The sequence below is a fragment of the Streptomyces sp. CC228A genome (genome assembly GCF_021390935.1).
In the GTDB taxonomy this organism is placed as follows: domain Bacteria; phylum Actinomycetota; class Actinomycetes; order Streptomycetales; family Streptomycetaceae; genus Streptomyces.
In genome coordinates this window covers 272,180-292,673 of record NZ_JAJPUI010000006.1, presented here as the reverse complement: position 1 = coordinate 292,673, position 20,494 = coordinate 272,180, and the positions used below count along the sequence as shown (strand labels likewise).

At 72.6% G+C, this 20,494-nt stretch carries 14 protein-coding genes, 2 tRNA genes and 3 pseudogenes; 9 read left to right on the top strand and 10 right to left on the bottom strand.

Annotated features, from left to right (window positions below; genetic code table 11):
- Positions 1–269 precede the first annotated feature (269 nt).
- A pseudogene (locus tag L6E17_RS19165) lies at positions 270–701 on the bottom strand (IS5/IS1182 family transposase); the annotation flags it as partial.
- Between the two features lie 273 nt (positions 702–974).
- Here L6E17_RS19165 and L6E17_RS19160 point away from each other — a divergent pair.
- Together L6E17_RS19160 and L6E17_RS19155 are read left to right on the top strand one after the other, a co-directional pair.
- The gene (locus L6E17_RS19160) at positions 975–1,640 is read left to right on the top strand and encodes a hypothetical protein (RefSeq protein ID WP_236241966.1); all 666 of its coding nucleotides are present in this window, start codon (positions 975–977) and stop codon (positions 1,638–1,640) included.
- Complete coding sequence (locus L6E17_RS19155; RefSeq protein ID WP_236241965.1) at positions 1,640–2,389, top strand: hypothetical protein; 750 nt, start codon at positions 1,640–1,642, stop codon at positions 2,387–2,389. The genes L6E17_RS19160 and L6E17_RS19155 overlap by 1 nt, the downstream gene beginning before the upstream one ends.
- 216 nt (positions 2,390–2,605) lie before the next feature.
- Here L6E17_RS19155 and L6E17_RS19150 read toward each other — a convergent pair whose 3' ends face one another.
- A complete protein-coding gene (locus tag L6E17_RS19150; protein ID WP_236241964.1) occupies positions 2,606–3,079 on the bottom strand; it encodes an N-acetyltransferase in 474 nt (157 codons plus the stop codon).
- A 915-nt stretch (positions 3,080–3,994) separates the two neighbouring features.
- Between L6E17_RS19150 and L6E17_RS19145 the strand changes: the two genes are divergently transcribed.
- The gene (locus tag L6E17_RS19145; protein ID WP_236241963.1) at positions 3,995–4,594 is read left to right on the top strand and encodes a dihydrofolate reductase family protein; all 600 of its coding nucleotides are present in this window, start codon (positions 3,995–3,997) and stop codon (positions 4,592–4,594) included.
- 133 nt (positions 4,595–4,727) lie between these two features.
- On the opposite strand, the gene L6E17_RS19140 is transcribed toward L6E17_RS19145, so the two are convergent.
- Positions 4,728–5,174 carry a calmodulin-binding protein gene (locus L6E17_RS19140; RefSeq protein WP_236241962.1) on the bottom strand — a complete coding sequence of 149 codons (447 nt, stop codon included), beginning with the start codon at positions 5,172–5,174 and terminating at the stop codon, positions 4,728–4,730.
- A 180-nt stretch (positions 5,175–5,354) separates the two neighbouring features.
- Here L6E17_RS19140 and L6E17_RS19135 point away from each other — a divergent pair.
- From L6E17_RS19135 to L6E17_RS19125, 3 genes and pseudogenes are all read left to right on the top strand, one after another.
- Positions 5,355–6,173, top strand: a pseudogene (locus tag L6E17_RS19135) (DUF817 domain-containing protein); the annotation flags it as partial.
- Between the two features lie 422 nt (positions 6,174–6,595).
- Positions 6,596–7,159 carry a SigE family RNA polymerase sigma factor gene (locus tag L6E17_RS19130; protein ID WP_236241961.1) on the top strand — a complete coding sequence of 188 codons (564 nt, stop codon included), beginning with the start codon at positions 6,596–6,598 and terminating at the stop codon, positions 7,157–7,159.
- A gap of 583 nt (positions 7,160–7,742) precedes the next feature.
- Complete coding sequence (locus L6E17_RS19125) at positions 7,743–9,401, top strand: long-chain fatty acid--CoA ligase (protein WP_236241960.1); 1,659 nt, start codon at positions 7,743–7,745, stop codon at positions 9,399–9,401.
- Between the two features lie 51 nt (positions 9,402–9,452).
- Here L6E17_RS19125 and L6E17_RS19120 read toward each other — a convergent pair.
- Both L6E17_RS19120 and L6E17_RS19115 read right to left on the bottom strand, forming a co-directional pair.
- Positions 9,453–13,962, bottom strand: a pseudogene (locus L6E17_RS19120) (PAS domain-containing protein).
- Positions 13,963–14,159: 197 nt separating this feature from the next.
- Positions 14,160–14,612 carry an SSI family serine proteinase inhibitor gene (locus L6E17_RS19115; RefSeq protein WP_236241959.1) on the bottom strand — a complete coding sequence of 151 codons (453 nt, stop codon included), beginning with the start codon at positions 14,610–14,612 and terminating at the stop codon, positions 14,160–14,162.
- Between the two features lie 288 nt (positions 14,613–14,900).
- Between L6E17_RS19115 and L6E17_RS19110 the strand changes: the two genes are divergently transcribed.
- Together L6E17_RS19110 and L6E17_RS19105 are read left to right on the top strand one after the other, a co-directional pair.
- Positions 14,901–14,991: transfer RNA gene (locus L6E17_RS19110), tRNA-Ser, on the top strand.
- A gap of 559 nt (positions 14,992–15,550) precedes the next feature.
- Positions 15,551–15,623, top strand: a tRNA-Arg gene (locus L6E17_RS19105).
- A 102-nt stretch (positions 15,624–15,725) separates the two neighbouring features.
- On the opposite strand, the gene L6E17_RS30615 is transcribed toward L6E17_RS19105, so the two are convergent.
- The 5 genes from L6E17_RS30615 to L6E17_RS19090 form a co-directional block, all read right to left on the bottom strand.
- Entirely contained in the window at positions 15,726–15,857 is a 132-nt protein-coding gene (locus L6E17_RS30615) for a hypothetical protein (protein ID WP_268985352.1), read from the bottom strand.
- Positions 15,858–16,584: 727 nt separating this feature from the next.
- Positions 16,585–17,766, bottom strand: a complete 1,182-nt coding sequence (locus tag L6E17_RS19100) for a methyltransferase domain-containing protein (RefSeq protein ID WP_236241958.1) — start codon at positions 17,764–17,766, stop codon at positions 16,585–16,587.
- A gap of 2 nt (positions 17,767–17,768) precedes the next feature.
- On the bottom strand, positions 17,769–17,900 hold the full coding sequence (locus tag L6E17_RS30610; RefSeq protein WP_268985351.1) for a hypothetical protein: 132 nt from the start codon (positions 17,898–17,900) through the stop codon (positions 17,769–17,771).
- Positions 17,901–18,097: 197 nt separating this feature from the next.
- Positions 18,098–18,337 (bottom strand): hypothetical protein, encoded by a 240-nt coding sequence (locus tag L6E17_RS19095; RefSeq protein WP_236241957.1) that lies wholly within the window; start codon positions 18,335–18,337, stop codon positions 18,098–18,100.
- Positions 18,338–18,408: 71 nt separating this feature from the next.
- Positions 18,409–18,669, bottom strand: a complete 261-nt coding sequence (locus L6E17_RS19090; RefSeq protein WP_236241956.1) for a hypothetical protein — start codon at positions 18,667–18,669, stop codon at positions 18,409–18,411.
- A 218-nt stretch (positions 18,670–18,887) separates the two neighbouring features.
- Between L6E17_RS19090 and L6E17_RS19085 the strand changes: the two genes are divergently transcribed.
- Positions 18,888–20,240 carry a transcriptional regulator gene (locus tag L6E17_RS19085; protein ID WP_236241955.1) on the top strand — a complete coding sequence of 451 codons (1,353 nt, stop codon included), beginning with the start codon at positions 18,888–18,890 and terminating at the stop codon, positions 20,238–20,240.
- Positions 20,241–20,494 lie beyond the last annotated feature (254 nt).

Genomic DNA, 20,494 nt, shown 5'->3' with positions numbered 1-20,494 from the left:
GAAAACCGTCGTGGCGCGAGCCACCGTGGGTTCAAATCCCACACCCACCGCAGCGGGCCGGCGTATGTGCTGGTCAGAGGGGCGCCCCCGGTTCCGGGGCGCCCCTTTCGCATGGAGCCTGTCTCACCGTGTCTCGCCTGTGGACCATCTGCGACCAGTGGTCGTCCCCCAGGCGTCCCCCAGCAATTAGCGAGCGGAGAGCCGCCTGCGACCCCTTGAGGTACGACCTTCTCTGCTGGGTTCAAGGCACCCGCCGCGCATCGTCCGCGCTGCTCCGCTTCGTTGCGGCGCTTGTGCTTCTCCTTGTCGAAGCCGGTGGGCCTGCCGCCCTTGCTGCCTCGGCGTCTTCGATGCGCCCGCCGGTCCCTGGCTTGGGGATGGTGCGTTTGATCTGGCGTCTGCTCAGGTAGCGGTGGTCTCGGCGGGAGGAGTACGTCGTGTCGCCGCCGACGTGATCGGGCCGGTTGGGTGTATTCCCACCTGCCGGCCGGGAACGGGCGCGTTTGAGGACCGGGATGAGCCGGGGCATCGCCCCACTGGGCCGGCGTGATCAGCAGGGCCAAGGGGTGGCGGTCGTCTTCGCCGGCGGGGTGGATTTTGGAGGTCAGTCCGCCCCGGGGCCTTCCAGGCCCCTTGTCGGGGCAGGGACGCCGGGGCGTCGGCCGCGGCGATCGTGCGGTCGAGTGCCGTCGGGTCGCAGCAGCCGGTGTCGGGCCGCTCGGCCTGCCCGAGCCGAGCCCTGGAGATGCCCCCGAGGAGCCCTACGGAGACAGGGCGCGGTGACCGCATCGTGAACGCCTGCGGCGTCCAACTCCGGTTGTGGTTTTCTTGTTCTGCCGAACTGCGTCATCGGATTGGCTTGACCCGTACCGCCCTGACCGCTGCTAATCTCCACCCTTGCTTGATCGTTTACAGACCGTCCACCGGGGGGAGACGGCATGTCGCCTCATACCCCTATGAACTGAGGACTGAGGATGAAGATCGGCAAGACGGCGACTTCCGCGCTGCTGGCGGGGGCGCTGCTGGGGGCCCTGTCGGGTTGCAGTTCCGACGGTGGCACCACCGGCGACGACAGACCTCACAAGGGTGGCGCCAAGGGTGGGGATGGCGCCTCGCTGCAGAGCCGGATCTCGGCCCCCGACGCCTTCGACAGCACGAAGGGCTGGGAGGTCAAGGCCGACTGGCTACCCCCCGGCCAGCCCCTGCCCTACGCGGTCTCGGGGAAGACCGGCGCCGTCGCGTACCTCGACAAGACCGAGCAGGGCTTCGTCCTGAACGTCCGCGATGCGTCGACCGGAAAGGTGCTGTCGACGAGCGCGCCGTGGAAGGCCCCCAAGCTCACCGAGGAGCAGAGTGAGGGGCAGTCCCGTGAGCTGGCGGTCCCGCAGATCACGCTGATCCCCGGCGAGCAACGTGAGTACTTCGCGGTGTGGGCGCGCGGGGAGGCCCGCAAGGACGAGCTCCACGAGTACCAGGACGTGGTCGCCGCCGCCTTCTACCCGGCCGATGCGTCCGGGGAGAACGTGGCACCGCTCGGCACGGGAAACGCCGAGCTGTCGGACAGTGCGTACGACCGGTACTTCGTCTTCCCCGGGCCGGGGGGCTCCTCGTCACCACGGAAGGCCATGACCGCATCCTGATGTCCCCCGAGGGCAAGGTCACTGACACCAGTGACGCGAAGGTCGTGCTCAACGGGGAGACGGTCGATCCCGACGATTACATGGCGATCCCGGGGCCGAAGGGGCTGGTGACCAACGGCAAGGGCAACGAGGACGGTGGCTTCGGCGCAGATGGCGGCTGGCAGAGCACGAAGGTGGCTCCGCCTGGGGTCGAGGCCGTCCGTAAGATCGAGAACGTGGGCTTCGGCACGAAAGAACGGCCGAACGGCCGCATCATCGGTGCCGTCGGCAACCACGTGATCGCCTACTGGAGCAAGGAGTCCGACGGACTCTCCGCCATCCACGACCTCACGACCGGAGCCATCCAGGCCACCGTGCCTTGCCGGACCGAGGAGACCGACTACGAAGCGGACATTCCGAGTCCGCGGAGTGTGGTGGCGCCGCAGCCGGCTCTGTCCCCCAACGGACGCTTCCTGGTCAAGGGCGGCAACGTCTTCGACCTGAAGACCGGCAAGGGCACGTGCTCCGACCGCGGCGAGGGCGCCAAGAAGATCGCCCTCGCGTCCGTCGACGACGACGGCACCGCCTACGGCCTGGCCGGCAATGACCATCCTCGAACCCCAGTCTCCGTCTCCGCCACGACGGGCACCGCCAAGGCACTGCCGGAAACCACCAGCACCCCGGTCGCCGTCGCCAAGGGCGCGGGCGTGTTCGCCACGTATGCCGACGCGGACACCATGCGCCTCATCGTCCTCAACCTGAAGGACTGAAGCGGGCTCCCCTCCCGTCGGCCCACTGACCAGGTGCCACGCGCTGAGGACGGGAGCCCTCGCGGACACGCGGTACGGGTCCGAGGGGCGTGGTCCTGGTCTGCGGCCAATGCCGGTCGGCGGCGGCAGCCGGCCGCCGTCCGCGACAACCCTGGTCGGGCCTGCGTCGCTGTTTTCCGTGGATGTACCGTCGGTGCTCGGCCCGGTCCTGCAAGGTCACGTACGGGTGCGTTTGACGTAATGGCGCACCGGGTGTCCTGTCGTGAAGCCTTCGGTTTCGTAGAGCGCCTGCGCGGAGGTGTTGTCCTCCGTGGTGGCCAGCGTCACGCGGACGACTCCCTGGCTGCGGGCTGCTTCAGTAACGGCACGTACAAGGGCTCGACCGGCTCCGAGGCGCCTTGCGTGCGGGGCGACGTACAGATCATTGAGGATCCACACGCGTCCCATCGAGACAGAGGCGAACGTCGGATATGCCCGGGCGAAGCCCAGGCCGGTCCCCTCTGTGTTCCGGGCGATGAAAATCAGCGAGTCGGATTTGGAGAGCCGTTCCGTGATGAATGACTCGGCCGTTTCCCTTGGGGCTGTGGACTTGTAGAAGTCCAGGTATCCGAGAAAGAGGTCGGTGACGGCTTCTTTATCGCTTATGTCGGCCTTGTCGATAAGGATCGGTGTGATGGGTGCGGTGTCCACAGGGACTCCCTCCGTGCGTTCTGATGGGTGGACAGCAGGGCTTGCCGGCCGGCTGCGGGAGTTCCACGAGCAGCCGGGCCCTTCCGCTGTGAACCGGTCGCGGGGACGTGGAGCCATGCCTCTGGGAGCTGGTGTGCCGTCAGGTCAGCGGTTCGGCTCGTTCATGGGGACGTGCGGCAGTCCGGCCAGGGAGCCGCCTGAGGGTCTCGTGCCGGTCGATCATGTCCCGCAGGGCGGAGAGCGGGAGCCTGCCCGAGGGTGTCCGACTGCCGCTGCGGCTCCTCTCAAGCAGCTTTTCACACCGCAGAGTTGCCGGTCGCCAGGCGGGGCGAGCGCATTCCGCGGTCAGGGTGTCACCGGTGGAATGCTCACTCCTGCTCGGAGGCGGCTGCGAGGTGGCCGAGGCAGATGCGAGGCGGGGGCTGTGCGGCTCGTCGTGGCGTCGCCTCGGCTTCCCGTGGCGATCTGGCCGAACTGGGCGGCGGTTCACGGCGGGCGCGGCTCCGGTGGTGCGGAGGGGCGGGGCGGCGCGCGGGACGGGTCACGGTGTGCGGAGCAGGGCCAGGGCGGGTTCCACGAGTGTGCGGTGCTGGTGTCGCGCGGGGGACGGCAGTCGGCGCAGCGCCGCGTCCTGCAGGGCGCGGGCCGGGCCGTTGTGCCAGTGGGAGGCCCCGGAGGCGGGCGCCCCGGCTTCCGCGTGTCCGAAACGTCACGTCCGGCGGCGCCTCAGGTCGGCAGGCAGGTGCGGAAGAGGTGCAGCAGGTCGAGGGCGGCGCCGGTGAGCCGCGCCGTTCCGGCGGCCGGGGGATGTGACTGGGGTCACAGTAGAGGGGGGTGGGGCGGCGATGAGTTCGGGGCGGGTGGCTGGTCTTCTTTCCGTACCGACTGTGGGACGCGTGTGAGGAGAGGGTCGGAATGCGAGTCGTGATCAGTGAGTTCGTCAGTCTGGACGGTGTCGTGCAGGCGCCCGGGGGGCCTGGGGAAGACACCGACGGCGGGTTCTCCCACGGAGGGTGGACGCATCCGTTCTTCGATCCCGAGGTCGTGGGCGGCGCCTTCGACGAGGCCCTCGGGAAGGCCGAGGCGCTGCTCTTCGGCCGCAGGACCTGGCAGACCATGGCCGCGGCGTGGCCCGAGCGGGCCGGCGACCCCTTCGCCGACCGGATGAACGCCCTCCCCAAGTACGTCGTGACCGACACCCTCCGCGATGGCGAGCTGACCTGGAACAACACCACGCGCATCCCCGGCCCGGACGTCGTCGCCCGGGTCCGTGCGCTGCGCGAAGCGCCCGGCGGGGACCTGCTCGTCATGGGCAGCTCCGTCCTCGCGCGCACCCTGCTGGGCGAGGGGCTGGTCGACGAGCTGCGGCTGATGGTCATGCCCGTACTGCTCGGCGGAGGCAAGACGATCTTCCCCGACGACGGCGGGCTCCGCACGCTCCGGCTGGTGTCGGCCGTCACCAGCGGCGCAGGCGTCCAGGTGTGCACCTACCGGGTCGTCCACGACGAGTCCTGAGCCGGCGGCTCGCCCCGCTCGGCCCCCGCGGCGGCGGCCCCTCGGGCCCGAGGTCCGATTGGGCCGGCGGGGCCGGTGGGGCGGCCGGCGGGGCCGGTGGGGCCGTCCCTGTCCGCGTGCCCGTCGGCAAGGCTCATGCGCGGAGTCCCTCCGGCGGGGCCACCTCGCGGACCAGGCGGGATGTCCAGGGGCACCAGTGGCCGCCCGGGAGGAAGGCGCCCCCGACCTCGTCCACGTGCTCCTCCGCGTACGGGATGGTGGCGTCGCAGACCTCGACGGCGTAGTGGAAGAAGTTGATGGTGTCCGGGGCCAGGTGGTAGCTCCAGCGGGCGTTGTACGGAGCGCGGCGTTTCACGATCCTGCCCATGACGTGCTTGTCCTCGCCGCTCGTCAGCAGCGCCCGGGCCTCTCCGATGCGCGCGGGGTCGGTCAGCTTGATGACGAACCGCTGCCGGGACATGTCGGTGAACTCGAAGTACGCGGCAGCCGCCTGTGCCCTGCCCTGTGCCGGGGGCGGCGGCGTGAACGCCATGAGCGCGGTGGCTGCCAGGGCGCTGATCCTCTGGGTGATACGACGCATGAGCGAGCACCTCCGAGTGCGGGTCCTCACGGAACGTAAGTGTTCGGACGCGGAAGGTGGCTGCTGTGGTGGCTAAACCGCACCATCGGTGGAAAGCGCAAACCGGCGTCGCCTTCCGCGCGTCCTCCCGGTCGTCAGGGCGGGGGCGGGCGACCCGCGGGGGCGTGGACGGGGGGCGTCATGCACGGGGACGGCAGCGGCCGGTGGTGCGGCACGGGTAAGCGGAGACCGACGGCCCGGGTGCTTGCGGAGGCGGGGCGGCAGTTCGTGCGGTTCGGCGTCCTGCAACTGCGCTGCTGCGCCTTCGCCCTGGCCCTGGTCGCCGGCATCGCGGCGTCCCGGCTCCTGCCCGAGGGGCTTCCCGTGGCGCGCTACGACCTCGTCTTCGCCTACGGCGTCCTGCTGACCGTGCTCGCCCGGCGGGTGGGTTGGGACAGCGCCCGCGACACCGGCGTCATCGCGGTGTGCCACGTGATCGGGCTGCTCTTCGAACTGGTGAAGGTGTGGCTGGGTTCCTGGAGCTACCCGGAGGAAGCCGTCCTGAAGATCGCCGGCGTGCCGCTGTACGGCGGGTTCCTGTACGCGGCGGTCGGCAGCTACGTCTGCCGGGCCTGGCGGTTGTTCGGGCTGCGGCTGTCCCGGTACCGCGCCGGGGCCACCGCCCTGCTGGCCGCCGCCATATACGTCAACTTCTTCACCCACCACTGGCTGCCCGACGGGCGCTGGCTGCTCGCCGCGGGGCTGCTGGCCGCCACCGCGGGGACATGGGTGTGGTTCACGGTGGGTGGTCGGCACTACCGGATGCCGCTCGCCCTCTCCTTCGGGCTGATGGGCTTCTTCCTCTGGATCGCCGAGAACGCCGCCACCTATGTCGGCGCCTGGAGTTACCCGCACCAGCTGGGCGACTGGCAGCCTGTGGCGCTGTCGAAGTTCGGGGCCTGGGCCCTCCTCGTCAGCGTGACGTTCGTCCTGGTCGAACGCGCCGCACGACGGGAAGACCTCGGCGTCGGGGCCTGCGGGGCCCGTGGTGTCTGCGGGGTCTGCGGTGTCCGTGGAGCTGACGGTGTCTGCGGTGTCTGCGGGGCCGACGGTGTCTGCGGTGTCTGTGGGGCTGATTGTGCCTGCGGGGTCGGCGGGGCTGACGGTGTCTGCGCTGCACCTGGACAGCCCCCGGCGGGCCCCGGCGGCCGGGCGGGCGGCGCGGGGCTGCGCGACCTGCCGTCAGGGTGCGCCCTGCGGGCCGTCGGCCGTCCCGGGGAGCGCCCCGCCCCCGCCACCTGGAGGACCCGCCCCTGACCCCGCCCGTCCGGCCCTCCACCTTCAGGAGGTGGAGGGCGCCGCGCCCCTCCGACCTGAGAGGGACGCCGGTTCGGGACCTGGGGGCGATCCGGCGGGCCGGGCCCGCTCCTAGCGTTGATGCCATGACCGCGACTTCTGGGCCCGTCTGCGTCGGTGCCTCCGCACCCGTCACCGCCAGTGCCACCGGACACCCCTCGTTCTCCTCGTACGTACGAGCCCGGGGGCCCCACCTGCTGCGCACCGCCCGGTCGCTCACCGCGAACCCGTGCGACGCGGAGGACCTGCTGCAGACCGCCCTCACCAAGACGTTCGTCGCCTGGGAGCGCATCGAGGACCACCGGGCCGTGGACGGCTACGTGCGCCGCGCCCTGGTCAACACGCGTACGTCGCAGTGGCGCAAGCGCAAGGTCGACGAGTTCGCCTGCGAGGAGCTCCCCGAGCCGGTCGGCCACCCGGGGCAGCCCGACCCGGCCGACCGGCAGGCCCTGCGCGACGCGATGTGGCGCGCGATCATGCGGCTCCCGGACCGGCAGCGTGCCATGGTCGTCCTGCGGTACTACGAGGACCTCAGTGAGGCCCAGACCGCCGCGGTGCTGGGCGTCTCCGTCGGCACCGTGAAGAGCGCCGTCTCCCGCGCCCTCGGCAAACTGCGCGACGATCCGGAGCTTGCCCCGGCAAGAGGCTGAGAGCGGTACGTGTCGAGCGGTACGTGCCCAGCGGTGCAGTCAAGCGGTAGAGGGCCTGGGCAGACGCCGCGTCGCCTCGGCCGCCACCCGAGGGGCCGTGTCGCCACGCAGCGTCGGCCGCCACCAGGGCGTCAGCCCGTACGCCTTGACTTCCGCCCGCAGTGACCGCGAGGCTCGCCCTGACGGCACAGCACGAGGGCACGGCTCCCGACAGCATCGCCCCGCAGCACAGACGGCGGCACGGACGACAGCGGCACAGACGAGTCACGCACCGCAGCGCGCACCGCACCGTGGCACGGCACGGCACGGCACGGCACCGCACGGCACCGCAGCACGCACCGCGCCGCGCCGCAGCACGCACAGCACAGCAGCGCGCACCGCACCGCGCCGCAGCACGCACCGCACAGCCCCGTGGCACGCACCGCGCCGCCCATCGCGGCATGCTCCGCAGCGCGCGGGCCGCGCGCATAACCTGCCGTGAACTTACTCCCAGGTAGTGACATACCGCTCGGTATGGGCGCAGAATCTGCACACCCACCTGGCTACCGCCGCGTAGCGAGCCGCGCCCATTCGGGAGGACGCCGTGCTGAGCACCATGCAGGACGTACCGCTGACCGTGACCCGCATCCTGCACCACGGGATGACGATCCACGGGAAGTCGCAGATCACCACCTGGACCGGTGATCCGGACGCCCCCCGCCGCCGCAGCTTCGCCGAGGCCGGGGCGCGGGCGACCCGGCTCGCGGGCGCCCTGCGCGACGAGCTCGGAGTGGCCGAGGGGGACCGCGTGGCGACTCTCATGTGGAACAACTCGGAGCACGTCGAGGCATACCTCGCCATTCCCTCCATGGGCGCCGTGCTCCACACCCTGAACCTGCGGCTGCCCGTCGAGCAGCTGGTCTGGATCGTCAACCACGCCGCGGACCGCGTCGTCCTCGTCGACGGCTCGCTGCTGCCCCTGCTGGCCCCCGTCCTCCCGCACCTGCCGACCGTCGAGCACGTCGTCGTCTCCGGGCCGGGCGACCGCTCCCTCCTCGTGGACGCGGACTCCGGGGCCCGCGTCCACGACTACGAGGAGCTCATCGCGGACCGGCCCGCCGCGTTCGACTGGCCGGAGCTGGACGAGCGCCAGGCCGCCGCCATGTGCTACACGTCGGGCACCACCGGCGACCCCAAGGGCGTCGTCTTCTCCCACCGCTCCATCTACCTGCACTCCATGCAGGTCAACATGGCCGAGTCCATGGGCCTGACCGACGCCGACACCACCCTGGTCGTGGTGCCGCAGTTCCACGTGAACGCCTGGGGGCTGCCGCACGCCACCTTCATGACCGGCGTCAACATGCTCATGCCGGACCGCTTCCTCCAGCCGGTGCCCCTCGCCGACATGATCGAGCGGGAGCGCCCCACCCACGCCGCCGCCGTCCCCACCATCTGGCAGGGCCTGCTCGCCGAGGTCACCGCGAACCCCCGCGACCTGTCCTCCCTCGGCAACGTCACCATCGGCGGCGCCGCCTGCCCGCCCGCCCTGATGGAGGCGTACGACAAGCTCGGCGTGCGGCTCTGCCACGCCTGGGGCATGACCGAGACGTCCCCGCTCGGCACGATGGCCCTGCCGCCCGCCGGGCTCACCGCGGAGGAGGAGTGGCCGTACCGCGTCACGCAGGGCCGCTTCCCCGCGAGCGTCGAGGCGCGGCTGGTCGGGCCGGGCGGTGACGTGCTGCCCTGGGACGGCGAGTCCGCGGGCGAGTTGGAGGTGCGCGGGCCCTGGATCGCGGGCGCCTACTACGGCGGCACGTCCGGCGAGGCGCTGCGCCCCGACGACAAGTTCAGCGCCGACGGCTGGTTGAAGACGGGCGATGTCGGGGTCATCAGCCCGGACGGCTACCTCACCCTCACCGACCGCGCCAAGGACGTCATCAAGTCCGGCGGCGAGTGGATCTCGTCCGTCGAACTGGAGAACGCCCTGATGGGCCACCCGGACGTCGCGGAGGCCGCCGTCGTCGCCGTACCGGACGAGAAGTGGGGCGAACGACCGCTCGCCACCGTCGTCCTCAAGGACGGCGCCGACGCCGACTACACCGCGCTGCGCGACTTCCTCGCCGGGGCCGGCATCGCCAAGTGGCAGCTCCCGGAGCGCTGGGCGCTCGTCCCGGCGGTGCCGAAGACCAGCGTCGGCAAGTTCGACAAGAAGGTGATCCGCCGCCAGTACGCCGACGGCGAGCTGGAGGTCACCCGCCTCTGACCGGGGCCCTGCGGCGGTGCGGGGCGGCGGTCGTGCCGCCCCGCACCGCCGTCAGTTCGTGCCGATCTTCGCCAGCAGGTCCACCAGCCGCTGCTGCACCTCCGCGCTCGTCGCCCGCTCGGCGAGGAACAGCACCGTCTCCCCCGACACCAGCCGCGGCAGCTCCGCCTCGTCGAGGCCCGCCGCCGTGTAGACGACCAGCGGCGTCCGGTTCAACTGCCCGTTCGCGCGCAGCCAGTCGATGATCCCCGCCCGGCGCCGGCGCACCTGCATCAGGTCCATGACGACGAGGTTCGGCCGCAGCTGCGCGGCGAGCGCGACCGCGTCGGTGTCCGCCGCCGCGCACTGCACGTGCATGCCGCGCCGCTCCAGAGCGGCCGTCAGCGCGTGCGCGATCTCGTCGTGCTCCTCGATGAGCAGGACCCGGGAAGGGTGCTGCTCGCTGTCGCGCGGCGCCAGCGCCTTCAACAGGACGGCGGGGTCGGCGCCGTACGCCGCCTCCCGCGTCGCCGAGGCCAGTCCGGCCGCCAGCAGCACCGGCACCTCCGCGGCGACCGCCGCCTGGCGCAGCGACTGCAGCGCGGTCCGGGTGATGGGCCCGGTCAGCGGGTCCACGAACAGCGCGGCCGGGAACGCCGCGATCTGCGCGTCCACCTCCTCGCGGGAGTGCACGATGACCGGGCGGTAGCCGCGCTCGCTCAGCGCCTGCTGCGTCGCGACGTCCGGGGCCGGCCACACCAGGAGGCGGCGCGGGTTGTCGAGCGGCTCGGGCGGCAGCTCGTCGTCGACGGGCTGCGGCTGCGGCTCGTTGGCGACCTCAACGGCGCCTCCGGGGCCGTCCAGCGGCTCCGGGCCCTCGTCGGCGCCCGCGTCCGGTGCCCCTATCTCGTACGCACGACCGCGCCCCTCGCTCGGCGCCGGACCCAGCAGCGGCTGCGGGTGGGGGCAGGTACGGGGGCGGCGCCGGGAGCCGGCACCGGCGCGGGACGGGCGGGCACCTCCCCGGCGGCGCCGGGCTGGCGGTCGCCCTCCGGCGGCGTGGCCAGCTTGCGGCGGCGCCCCGAACCTGACCCGGGGACGGGAGCTCCACCGGCAGGCGTTCCCCCGGAGGGCGTGCCGCCGACGGGCACGCCTCCGGCGGGCGTCGCAGTGGAGGGTGTGCCTCCGGCGGGCGTTGCGGCGGAGGGTGTGCCTCCGGCAGGGGTGGCGCCGGCGGGCGTCGCGGTCCCTGCGGGCGTCGCGGTCCCGGCGTCAGGAAGCTGCTGGGCGAACGGCACGCCCTGACCGAGCGTACGGACGCTGAAGGCCCGCCCCTGCGTGGACGGCGACGCGTCCGGCCGGCGTGTACCCGCGGCCGGAGTGCCGGCCGCCGCCGGGGCCGGGGCGGTGCCAGGAGCCGGGAGGGCGGCCCCGGGCAGCGGGTGCGGCTGCGGCGGTGTGTGGTCCGCGCCCGGAGGGGTCCGTACGGGATCGTGCCGCCGTCGCCCTCCGGCGGCTGCCGGTGCGCGTGCGGGGCCTGGCCCTCGGGAGTACGGTCCGCCGCGGCGGGCGGCAGCGCGAAGGCGGTCCGGGCCTCCCCGCCTTGGGCGGCCGCGGTCCCGTCCGGCTCCGCACGGTCCTGGGCCGGGGCGAGTGCCCGCCGCGCCCGCCGCCCGACCGGCTGACCGGCCTGCTGCACAGGCGGGACGGGTGAGGCGGGCGGTGCGGGCGAGGACGCAGGGGCCGGGTGTGCGGGCGCGGCGGGGTGCGGGGCGCCCTCGGCGGGCGGTACGGCACCGGGCGCGCCACCCTGCGTGGGGGGACGAGCGCTGCGGGCGGTACGGGTGCGCCGGCCGGGGCCGGTGCGGGGGCTGCGGGTGCCGGGGGCAGGGCCGCCCTGGCGCCTTCCGGAGCGGTGGCGCGCCGCGCCCGCCTCCCCGTGCCCTGCGGCGGCACCGGAACGGGAGCTTCACCGTGCGGCACGCCCTGGGGCGGCACCGTGCCGCCGAGCCCCGCCGGGCGCGACTGCGCGGTCTCGCCCGCCATGACGACCGCGCCCTCGGCCGGGACGCCCGACCGGGCCGCAGGGGCGAGCGGCGCCGGGGCCTGGGCGACGGGGGCCTGCGGGCTGAGGGCGGGCGCGCCGGTGGTCTCCGCGGGGCTGGGCCTGCCGCGGCGCCGACCGGTCGGCTCCGGAAGGGCACCTTCCGCCGACGGGTCGTGTGCGGGGGCCTGCGCGGGCACCCGCTGCTCGCCGGCTCCGTCCGTGCCGTCCCCGGCGGCGCGACGCGCCCGCCGACGCCCGGTCGGCTCGGCGGCCACGGGGTCCTCGGCCCGTACGGGACTGTCCAGGAACGCATCCGTCGACGCGCGCCGCCCCCGTCGCCGCCCGCCTCCCCCGGCGGTGTCACCGGACTGCTGCGCGGGCAGGGCGGCGGCAGCTCCCGGCGTCACGGCAGCTCCGGGCGCCACTTCAGTCCCGGAGGCACCCGCACTCGGCAGCCCCAGCCCCAGCCCCAGCCCCAGCCCCAGCCTCAGCCCCAGCGCCAGCAGCACCAGCGGTAGGCGCGCCGGAAGCCGGTGCGCCGGAAGCCGTGGTGCCGGGGGCCGGGCCACCGGCGGGAGTCACCGCGTCGGCGGGGGCACCGGCACCGGGCGCACCGGCCGCCGGTGTGCCCGCGGCCGGGGTGCCGGGCGCCCCCGGAACCGGCGGCGGCGCGGCCCCGACCGGCACGGCACCCGAGGCACCGCCCACGGAGGCGTCACCGGCAGCGACCAAGGAAGGCGCCCCTCCCACAGCGGTCACGGCGGCCCCGCCAGGCATACCGTCTCCCTCGTGGGCCCCGGCACCGTCCTCGCCGGTCCCGCGCCCGCCGTCCGCACCGCCGGGAGCGGCCGCCGCGGAGTCCGCGGGCTTCCCGGGCACGGCCGGTCGGACGGCGCCGCCGGTCACGCGCGCGGCGGCACCGCTCCCGATCGTCCCGACGGGCACCTCCAGCACGAACGCGCTGCCGCCCGGCCCGGGCACCTCGTGCGTCTGCAGCACACCGCCGTGCGCACGGACGATGCCGCGCACGATCGGCTGGTGGACCGGGTCGCCGCCGCCGTGCGGGCCGCGCACCTCGATCCGCACGACGTCGCCGCGCTGGGCCGCGGCCACCACGACGGTGGAGTCCACGTACCCGCCGCCGCTCGCGATCCGCGACGTGCCGGTGGAGTCGACGCCGGCCACGTCCGCGATCAGATGGGCGAGGGCGGTGGCGAGCCGTGCCCCGTCCACCTCCGCCGCGACGGGCGGCGCGTGCACGGCGAACTGGACGCGTCCCGGCCCGATGAGCTCCACCGCCCCGTCGACGCCGGCCGCCACCACGCCGTCGAGCTGCACGGGTTCCTTGCGCAGCCCGTCCTCACCGGAGTCCAGGCGCTGGAAGCAGAGGACGTTGTCGACGAGCGTGGTCATCCGGGCGTACCCGGCGGCCAGGTGGTGCAGGATCTGGTTCGCCTCGGGCCACAGCTGTCCCGCCGGGTCGGCGGCGAGCACGCCCAGCTCGCGGCGGAGCTCCTCCAGCGGCCCGCGCAGCGACGGACCGAGCACGGCGGTGAGCTGGGCGTGCCGCACACCCAGCGCGTCGTACCGCCGGGCCGCCTCCGCCAGCCGCTCCTCGTACGCCGCGGCCTCCGCCGCGTGCTCCTCCTCCGCGGCGGCCACCTCCGCGGCGTGCTTCTCCTCCAGCGCCGCGAGCTCCGCGGCGTGCCGCTCGGCGAGCTGCTCGTACGGCCGCCGGTCGGCGAAGGTCATGACCGCCCCGACGAGCTGGTCCCCGTCGCGGACCGGAGCCGTGGTCAGGTCGACGGGCACGGGGGAGCCGTCCTTGGCCCACACGACCTGCCCGCGCACCCGGTGCTTGCGCCCGGAGCGCAGGGTGTCGGCGAGCGGCGACTCGTCGTACGGGAAGGGCTCGCCGTCGGCCTTGGAGTGCAGCATCAGGGCGTGCAGCTCCTTGCCGCCCAGGTCGCTGGCGCGCCAGCCGAGGATCTGCGCGGCGGCCGGGTTGACCAGGACGATGCGCCCGTCGGTGTCGGTGCCGACGACGCCCTCGGAAGCGGCGCGCAGGATCATCTCGGTCTGGCGCTGGGAACGGGCCAGCTCGGCCTCGGTGTCGAGGGTGCCGGACAGGTCGCGGACGACGAGCATGAGCAGCTCGTCTCCGCTGTAGCCGACGCCGCCGCCGTACGAGTCGTAGGCCTCGCGGCCGTCCTCCAGGCTGGCGCTCGTCACCTCGACGGGGAACTCCCCGCCGTCGGTGCGGCGGGCGACCATGCGGGTGGGCTTGGTGCGGCCGTGCGGGTCCGTGCTGGCGGGCCGGCGCATCGACCCGGGGATGAGACGGGAGTCGAACGCGGGCAGCAGGTCGAGCAGCCCCCGCCCCACCAGTGCCGTACCGGGCGTCTCGAACATTTCGAGGGCGATGGTGTTGGCGTTGACGACCGTGCCGTTCGTGTTGACGAGGACGAGCCCGTCAGGCAGGGCGTCGAGTATGGCTGCGAGGCGAGCAGCGCCTCGGGATGGCCTGCTGCTCACGACGACGCTTCCTCCCAATGACCTACTGCCGCGCTTACGGGAGGGAGTCTAAGGGCTGGGGGTGCGGACGCGACCGCGGATGAGGGGGAGGTCTCCCCGAGGGCGTGTGCACGAGGCGCGCGCCCCCGGCGCGCGCCGGTGTGTCGGGGGACGGCCCCGGGACGCCCCGCGGCCGTGCCGGTCAGGGCGGGTCCGGTTCAGGACCGGGTCATGGGCAGGACCGGCCGGAGGTTCTCCCACCGGGCGATCTCGCACCCGTCGGCCCGGGAGAAGCGGGCGTCGACCGGCCGGCCGTGCCAGGTGCCCTCGACGCGGGCGGTGGCGGGGCCGCCGTACTGCTGGGTGCACACCCGGTCCTCGGGGAGCGGCGCGAAGGGATCGCGGCCGCCCTTGGACAGCTCCTCCAGCCGGGCGCAGGCCCGCTGGGCGCGCGGATGGGTGCCGGTGGCCCGCTCGGGGCCGCACTCCAGGCGGAAGGTGCCGTCCGCGGCGGGGTTGCCGGACCGCTCGACGGTGATCGTCAGCGTGTCGGAGCGGGACAGCAGCGGGATCGGCACGGGCAGCGGCCCGGCGGCGGCACCCGCGGCGGGCGCGGCGGCGCCGAGGGCGGCGAGGGAGGCGGCGGAGGTGACGGCGAGACGACGCAGCATGCGAACTCCCTGAGGGTCGGTGTCACGGCGGGTGGGTTTCCCGGCAGGTCGGTTTCACGGCCCGGGCGGCCGGGGACGGCACCGCGGACGGCCGGCGGCCCACCCGCGGACGGCGCCCGCCCCGGCACCCTCACCCCGTTAACGCGGCACCGCCCGCCACGTTGCGCGGCCGGGCCCCCGGAAGCCTTTGCCCTGCGCCCCTCGCGCCTAGTACCGTGGACGGCGATTGGTGACGCACCCCTGGGCTGTGTCATCATCTGCACGCACCACTCGCGCACGCGGGTGGAGGGAGGCGTCGCCTAGTCCGGTCTATGGCGCCGCACTGCTAATGCGGTTTGGGCCTTAAAGCCCATCGAGGGTTCAAATCCCTCCGCCTCCGCAGCAAGAACCGAAGCCCCGGCCCCACGGCCGGGGCTTCGGCCGTTTCCCCACCGTTTCCCCACCGCTGCCGCTGCCGCTGCCGCTGCCGCTGCCCGCTGGCGGACCCGGACCGGCGTTTGGCCTCACCCCTCACCCCTCGCTCTTCGCTTCTCGGCCCCCTCGGCCCCCTCGGCGCCCCTTGCGCCTCGGCCCTGGTGCCCGCTCCGCGCTCCGAGTCCGCCGTCTCGGTCGGCTGCCGGCTGTGCGGGGGCGGTGCTTCGGGCGAAGGGCGCCGGCGTGCTGCCGGGAGCAGCCGCCGTGGTCCAGGTGACCCGGGCGCTCATGCCGAGTCGCCGGGGCACCCTTCCCGGTGTGCCGTACCGCAGCCGCCGCCTGAGGTACGGCGCCGACGCCGCGTTCCCAGGCCACCCGGGCCCTCGGTGCCCGCTTTGCCCTGATTGATCATGCTGTGGCCAATGGATTTCGCATGGCGGCGGGGTTCATGTAATGTTGTTCCCGCAACGCCGACCGGGACGAAAAGCCCGGGAGGAAAAGTCAGAGAGTAAGATCACTGACACGCACTCGTAGCTTAACGGATAGAGCATCTGACTACGGATCAGAAGGTTGCAGGTTCGAATCCTGCCGAGTGCACAGCAAGCCAGAGGCCCTGTGGAGTGATCCACAGGGCCTCTGGCTTTTGCCTTGACGGCAGTGTTTGACGGCAACCGCCTCAGAGGGCGCGCACGGGGCCGATCAGACGGCTACCGGCGCACCGGCCGCGCCGTCGTCATCGTCCGTCCCGTTGCCGTCACCCCTCAGGGCATCCCCGACGCGGTCGAAGGCGGACCGCTGGGAATCCAGCCGCACGAAGGTGTAGATGTCCATGGTCACGCGGATCAAGGGCGGCCCGCCACGGCGGGCCGCCGCGCGCTGGCGGCCCGCGCCGCCGCCGCTCCTTGTCTCCGCCACCGCTCCGGCGGCGCCCGCCGCTCAGCGCGCAGAACCAAGCCAGGCAGGACGACGAGAGCCAGGAAGCAACCCCTACGGCCGCAGCCACCCCGCCAGGTGCGCTAGCCGGAGGGCCCCGACACAGCCCCACGACCAGGCGCCCACACCCAGCAAGCCCGTCGAGCCGAACCGGCGGTCGCCTGCGTGCGGCTCGGCATGCGGCAGGCGTCCCGTGGCCGGGGGTGGCCGGCTTGCACGGCTTTACCCACCTCCCCGGTTCGGGTCCCGCGTCGGGCAAGGCCAGGGGGCCACTCGTGCAAATTCCGGGCAGGCTCACAGACCTGCCCGAGTTGCCGGGCCAGCGTACGGCCCCCTGACCATGCCCGACCCCAAACCGGGCAGGACACCGGCCAAAGCCGCTCCAGCCGACCACGTGCCCACGCGCACCTCCCACGGCGCCCTGTCGCCCGCTTCGGTATCCGCAACCCCAGGCCCCTCCCTCTCGGTAACTCGGCGTTAAATCAACACCGTTGAGGCTGGGTCGAGCGGGAGCACGACGACAGCCCCGGTACCATCGGCACCGGGGTCTGCAAGATCCCTAACCGACCGGACCACCCCGTGTGCTGCCCAGGCCCAGGGTGGTCCGGTCGTTCGTCGTCGCTGTTCAACCCGTGGCGGGCACTTCGTGGTCAGGTCGGTCGAGCCACGGGGTGTGGGTGCCGTCCGGGGAGACCGTCAGGCCGAAGCGGCCAGGGCCGGGGCTGCCGGCCTCGCGCCACCAGGCATGGGCGGCCTCCACCTCGTTCCACAGCCGCCGGGGCCCGTACTGCCACACGGTGAACCGTTCGTCGTCCTGGCCGTCCCAGTCGACCGCCGCCCACGAGGTGGCGTCCGTGGTGGCCAGCCACAGCCGGGACGCCACGCCCTCCACGTCGGGGTCGTCGTGCCAGGCCCGCCACACGTCCCGCGTCTGGAGGCCGATGGCGAACTGGGCCGCCCAGTCGTCCCCCGTCACCGCCCACGGAGACAGCGTGGTCACGGACTCGTCCGGTACGTGTTCGTCACGCACCACGTCCCGGAAGATCCGCAGGTTCGTGCGCTGGCTCCGCATCAGCATGAACGCGGAGTGGGGGTGGAACCAGCCGGACGCCGACCCCTCACCGTCGACGACCAGGCGCAGCAGCCCGTAACAGAGCCACGGGGTCTCCCATGGGGTAAGGATCACGCCACCCGGAGCGGCCTGCCGCAGCCACGCCGTGGGCACCTTCCGCACGGAACAGGTGGCGATGATCCGGTGGTAGGGACCGCCGTGGGGGTGTCCGGCAGCACCATCGCCGGTGACCACGGCCGGTTCCAGACCGACGTTCTTCAGGTTGGACGCGGCCTGTGCGGCAAGGGCCGGGTCCACCTCGATCGTGGTCACGTTCTCCGCGCCGACACGGTGAGCCAGCAGGGCGGCGTTCCACCCGGTTCCCGTGCCGACCTCGAAGACCTTCTGGCCGTCGCTCACGTCGAGCATGTCGAGCATGCGGAAGACGATGGAGGGTGCCGAGGCTGAACAGGAGGGCCACCGGTCGTCGTCGCCCACGTCCTGCCCGTCGTTGACTTGAGTGATCACCGGCTCGTCCTCGTACGCCCACCGCAGCCACGTCTCATGCGCCGCCGTCCGGTCGCACGGCTCCAGGCGGTCTCCCACCCACACGCGCTCAGGCAGGAACCGGTGGCGAGGCACCGACCAGAACGCCCGCTCCCACACCTGCGGCAGAGGTTTGCCCAGGTTCTCGCTCACCGCGCCGACCAGGCCGCGCATGGCGATCTGTTCGGCGGCTGCACTGTCTGTGCTCATGCCTAGCCCTTCTTGTGCTTCGGGTCGGGCTTGGGGGTGTTGGTGTCCGGCGACGGCTTGGAGTCGCTGGGGTCCTTCTTCCCCGAGTGCTTCCCGTCGCCCCCGCCGCCGCCCTTACCGGTTCCCCATCCCATGACTACTCCCTCATGTCGTGGTGTGTGTGAAGTGGTGGTGCCGTAACCCGCCCCAGACCCTTGTCCGGACAGTTCAAGGACCCCAGGGCGGGAGTCTCAACGTGTGAAGGCCACGGCCAGTACGAAGCCGATCCCCGCGGCGTTCACGAACACGTACACAGGCCCGGCAACCCGAGCCGCCAAGCGGCAGACGACCCTCACGTCCGCCCCCACATCGCCGCAGCGCGCTCCCAGTCCCGGTAGACCCGGACCCGCTCCCTGACCGTGACCGGCGGCAGGTCAGCGAACGCCACCCGACGGTGACGTTGCCCAGGGCCCACCGCCCGCAGGTCGATCACCGGGCGCCCCACACGGTCGCTGAAGGGCACCCAGTCCCCGACCCGCAGCTCACCGGGCAGTACGTCCATCGGCACCGAGTTGACCGGAGGGCGGGGCATCGAATCGGCGATGACCGGGAGCCTGCCCGCCCTTGTCGGCTTGGGCGCCGGCGGCACGACCCACGGGCGCTTCACCACGAAGGGCCTGCCGTCGCCACCGGCCGCAGCGCTCGCGCCGCCACCGATGCCCGGCCGCCACAGCGTGCGCATTCACAGGCGGGGAACCGCATCGGGTCGGCCAGAATCCGCATCGGGTCCCCCTCGCGAACCGCCGTCGTCTGCACCCACGTGCGGCCCGAGTCGCGCGACACCCGAATCGTCATCAGCGTGCGCTGCTCGGCACCCAGATCGAGCGTGGGCGTCGTCTGGCTGCCGAAGTACCGTCCGGACACCGAGGGCACCACGATGGGTGCCCGCTCGTGTTGGAATGCTTCCGCGTTCCGTCTCCCCATGTGCCAACGCCCCTTCGGCAACCACGGTCAGTTGATCAGGCCGTGCGACGTGATCAGTTCGTACGACCAGGCAACCGGAAGAGCGCCTACGGGAGTACCGTCGGAGGGGTGTCGAAGGGTGTTGTTTTCACTACGGGCCGTCGCTGGAGGCTGTGGGCATGAAGACGCCGAACCGCAAGTTCGAACAGTGGTTAGACCGTTCCGGCATGAGTCGGGGAGAGTTGGCGCGGCGGGTGAAGTCGAAGGCGGCGGAGTGGAAGCAGCCTCACATCTCGCCGGACGCGACGCGGGTCCGGTGTTGGATCAAGGGGGAGACGCCGCGACCGCCGATCCCGGCCATCCTTGCCGACGTGTTCTCGGAGCACTTCGGCTTCCGTGTCACGACCTACGATCTCGGCTTGGGGGACGGAAGTTCCACTGACGCCGCACTCGTGTACAACCCTTCGTACACGGCTACCGTGGATGTGGTTGCCGACTTGGGGAGAGCTGACGTGGACCGACGAAAACTGCTTGCAGCGGCGCCGTGGGCAGCCGTGGCCGGGGTGGGCCCCTCGCGTGACTGGTTGATGAACACGCTCGACCAGCAGCCCGAGCCAGGCCCCCGGGTACGCCTCGAAGACGTGACCGCCGTCAAGAACATGTTCAGCACCTTCCAGCGCATGGACATCTTCCAGGGCGGCGGATCAGGGCGCCTCGTGCTGGCCCAGTACATGACCGAACACGTGTACCCGCTACTCCGCCGCAGCAACACGGAGGATGTGCGTCGGGCCCTCTGCGAGGCCGCAGCCGAGCAGACCTATCTTCTCGGCTGGATGGCGTACGACAACGGCGAACACGGCACCGCACAGCGCTACTTGATCCAGTCACTCCGCCTTGCCGAGGAGTCCAAGAACGTCGCCCTGGGCGCCCACGTCCTGGCAGGCATGGCGGACCAGGCAACGCTTCTGGGCAACCCCGGGGAAGGCCGACGCCTTGCCCAGGCCGGGCGTCACGGACTGTCCCGCGCGGATTCGCCGGCCTGCCTCGCGGACCTTTGGTGCCTGGAGGCACGGGCGCTTGCCCTCCTCAAGGACAAGAAGGCAGCCGCTCACGCCGTCGCGCAGTCCGAGAAGGCGTTCGAGGCTGTCAAGCCCGAGCGCGAGCAGACATGGGCGGAGTTCATCGATCCGGCCTACCTCCACGGGGAGCACGCGAACACCTTCCGCGACCTGGAGGACGCGAAGGCAGCCCAGGAGCACGCCCGTGTGTCCATCGACCACGCGCGCAAGCAGAAGCGTGCCCGGAGGGGCGCCATGTCGCACGCGGCACTGGCCGTCTCCCACCTTCAGAACAAGGACCTCGAAGCGGCTCACGCGGCGGGCGTCCGCACCCTGACGCTCTCCCGTCAGGTGAAATCTTCGCGGTGCGTGGAGGCTGTACAGGACCTGCAACGGCGCATGCAGCCCTTCGGCCGGAACCGGCTCGTGGCGGACTTCAACGAGCGAGCCCGCGAACTGACGACTGCGGCGTAGCCAGGCCGGAGACGGCCCCTTTCAAGATCGGGGATTGACGGCAACTCTGACGGCAACGACGCCACACAGAGGCGCATGATCGCTAAGTAGCTGTTGTCGTTCCGATCTTGAGGGGTGGGCGTCGAACGGGAGTCTCGATCGGGTGATCGCGGCCGGCCGTGGGCATGAAGGCAGGGCCTCTTGGTAGCTCGGGGTTGCGAAGCCGACCGAGATCCAGGAGACCCTGTTGCCGCAGTTGTACGTGCTCGCGCCGG

Excerpts from the sequence above, each read along its gene's own strand:
- L6E17_RS19160 (WP_236241966.1), top strand. The coding sequence starts at position 975 with ATGAAGATCGGCAAGACGGCGACTTCCGCGCTGCTGGCGGGGGCGCTG.
- L6E17_RS19155 (WP_236241965.1), top strand. The coding sequence starts at position 1,640 with ATGTCCCCCGAGGGCAAGGTCACTGACACCAGTGACGCGAAGGTCGTG.
- L6E17_RS19145 (WP_236241963.1), top strand. The coding sequence starts at position 3,995 with ATGCGAGTCGTGATCAGTGAGTTCGTCAGTCTGGACGGTGTCGTGCAG.
- L6E17_RS19140 (WP_236241962.1), bottom strand. The coding sequence starts at position 5,174 with ATGCGTCGTATCACCCAGAGGATCAGCGCCCTGGCAGCCACCGCGCTC.
- L6E17_RS19130 (WP_236241961.1), top strand. The coding sequence starts at position 6,596 with ATGACCGCGACTTCTGGGCCCGTCTGCGTCGGTGCCTCCGCACCCGTC.
- L6E17_RS19115 (WP_236241959.1), bottom strand. The coding sequence starts at position 14,612 with ATGCTGCGTCGTCTCGCCGTCACCTCCGCCGCCTCCCTCGCCGCCCTC.
- L6E17_RS30615 (WP_268985352.1), bottom strand. The coding sequence starts at position 15,857 with ATGGACATCTACACCTTCGTGCGGCTGGATTCCCAGCGGTCCGCCTTC.
- L6E17_RS19100 (WP_236241958.1), bottom strand. The coding sequence starts at position 17,766 with ATGAGCACAGACAGTGCAGCCGCCGAACAGATCGCCATGCGCGGCCTG.
- L6E17_RS30610 (WP_268985351.1), bottom strand. The coding sequence starts at position 17,900 with ATGGGATGGGGAACCGGTAAGGGCGGCGGCGGGGGCGACGGGAAGCAC.
- L6E17_RS19095 (WP_236241957.1), bottom strand. The coding sequence starts at position 18,337 with ATGCCCCGCCCTCCGGTCAACTCGGTGCCGATGGACGTACTGCCCGGT.
- L6E17_RS19085 (WP_236241955.1), top strand. The coding sequence starts at position 18,888 with ATGAAGACGCCGAACCGCAAGTTCGAACAGTGGTTAGACCGTTCCGGC.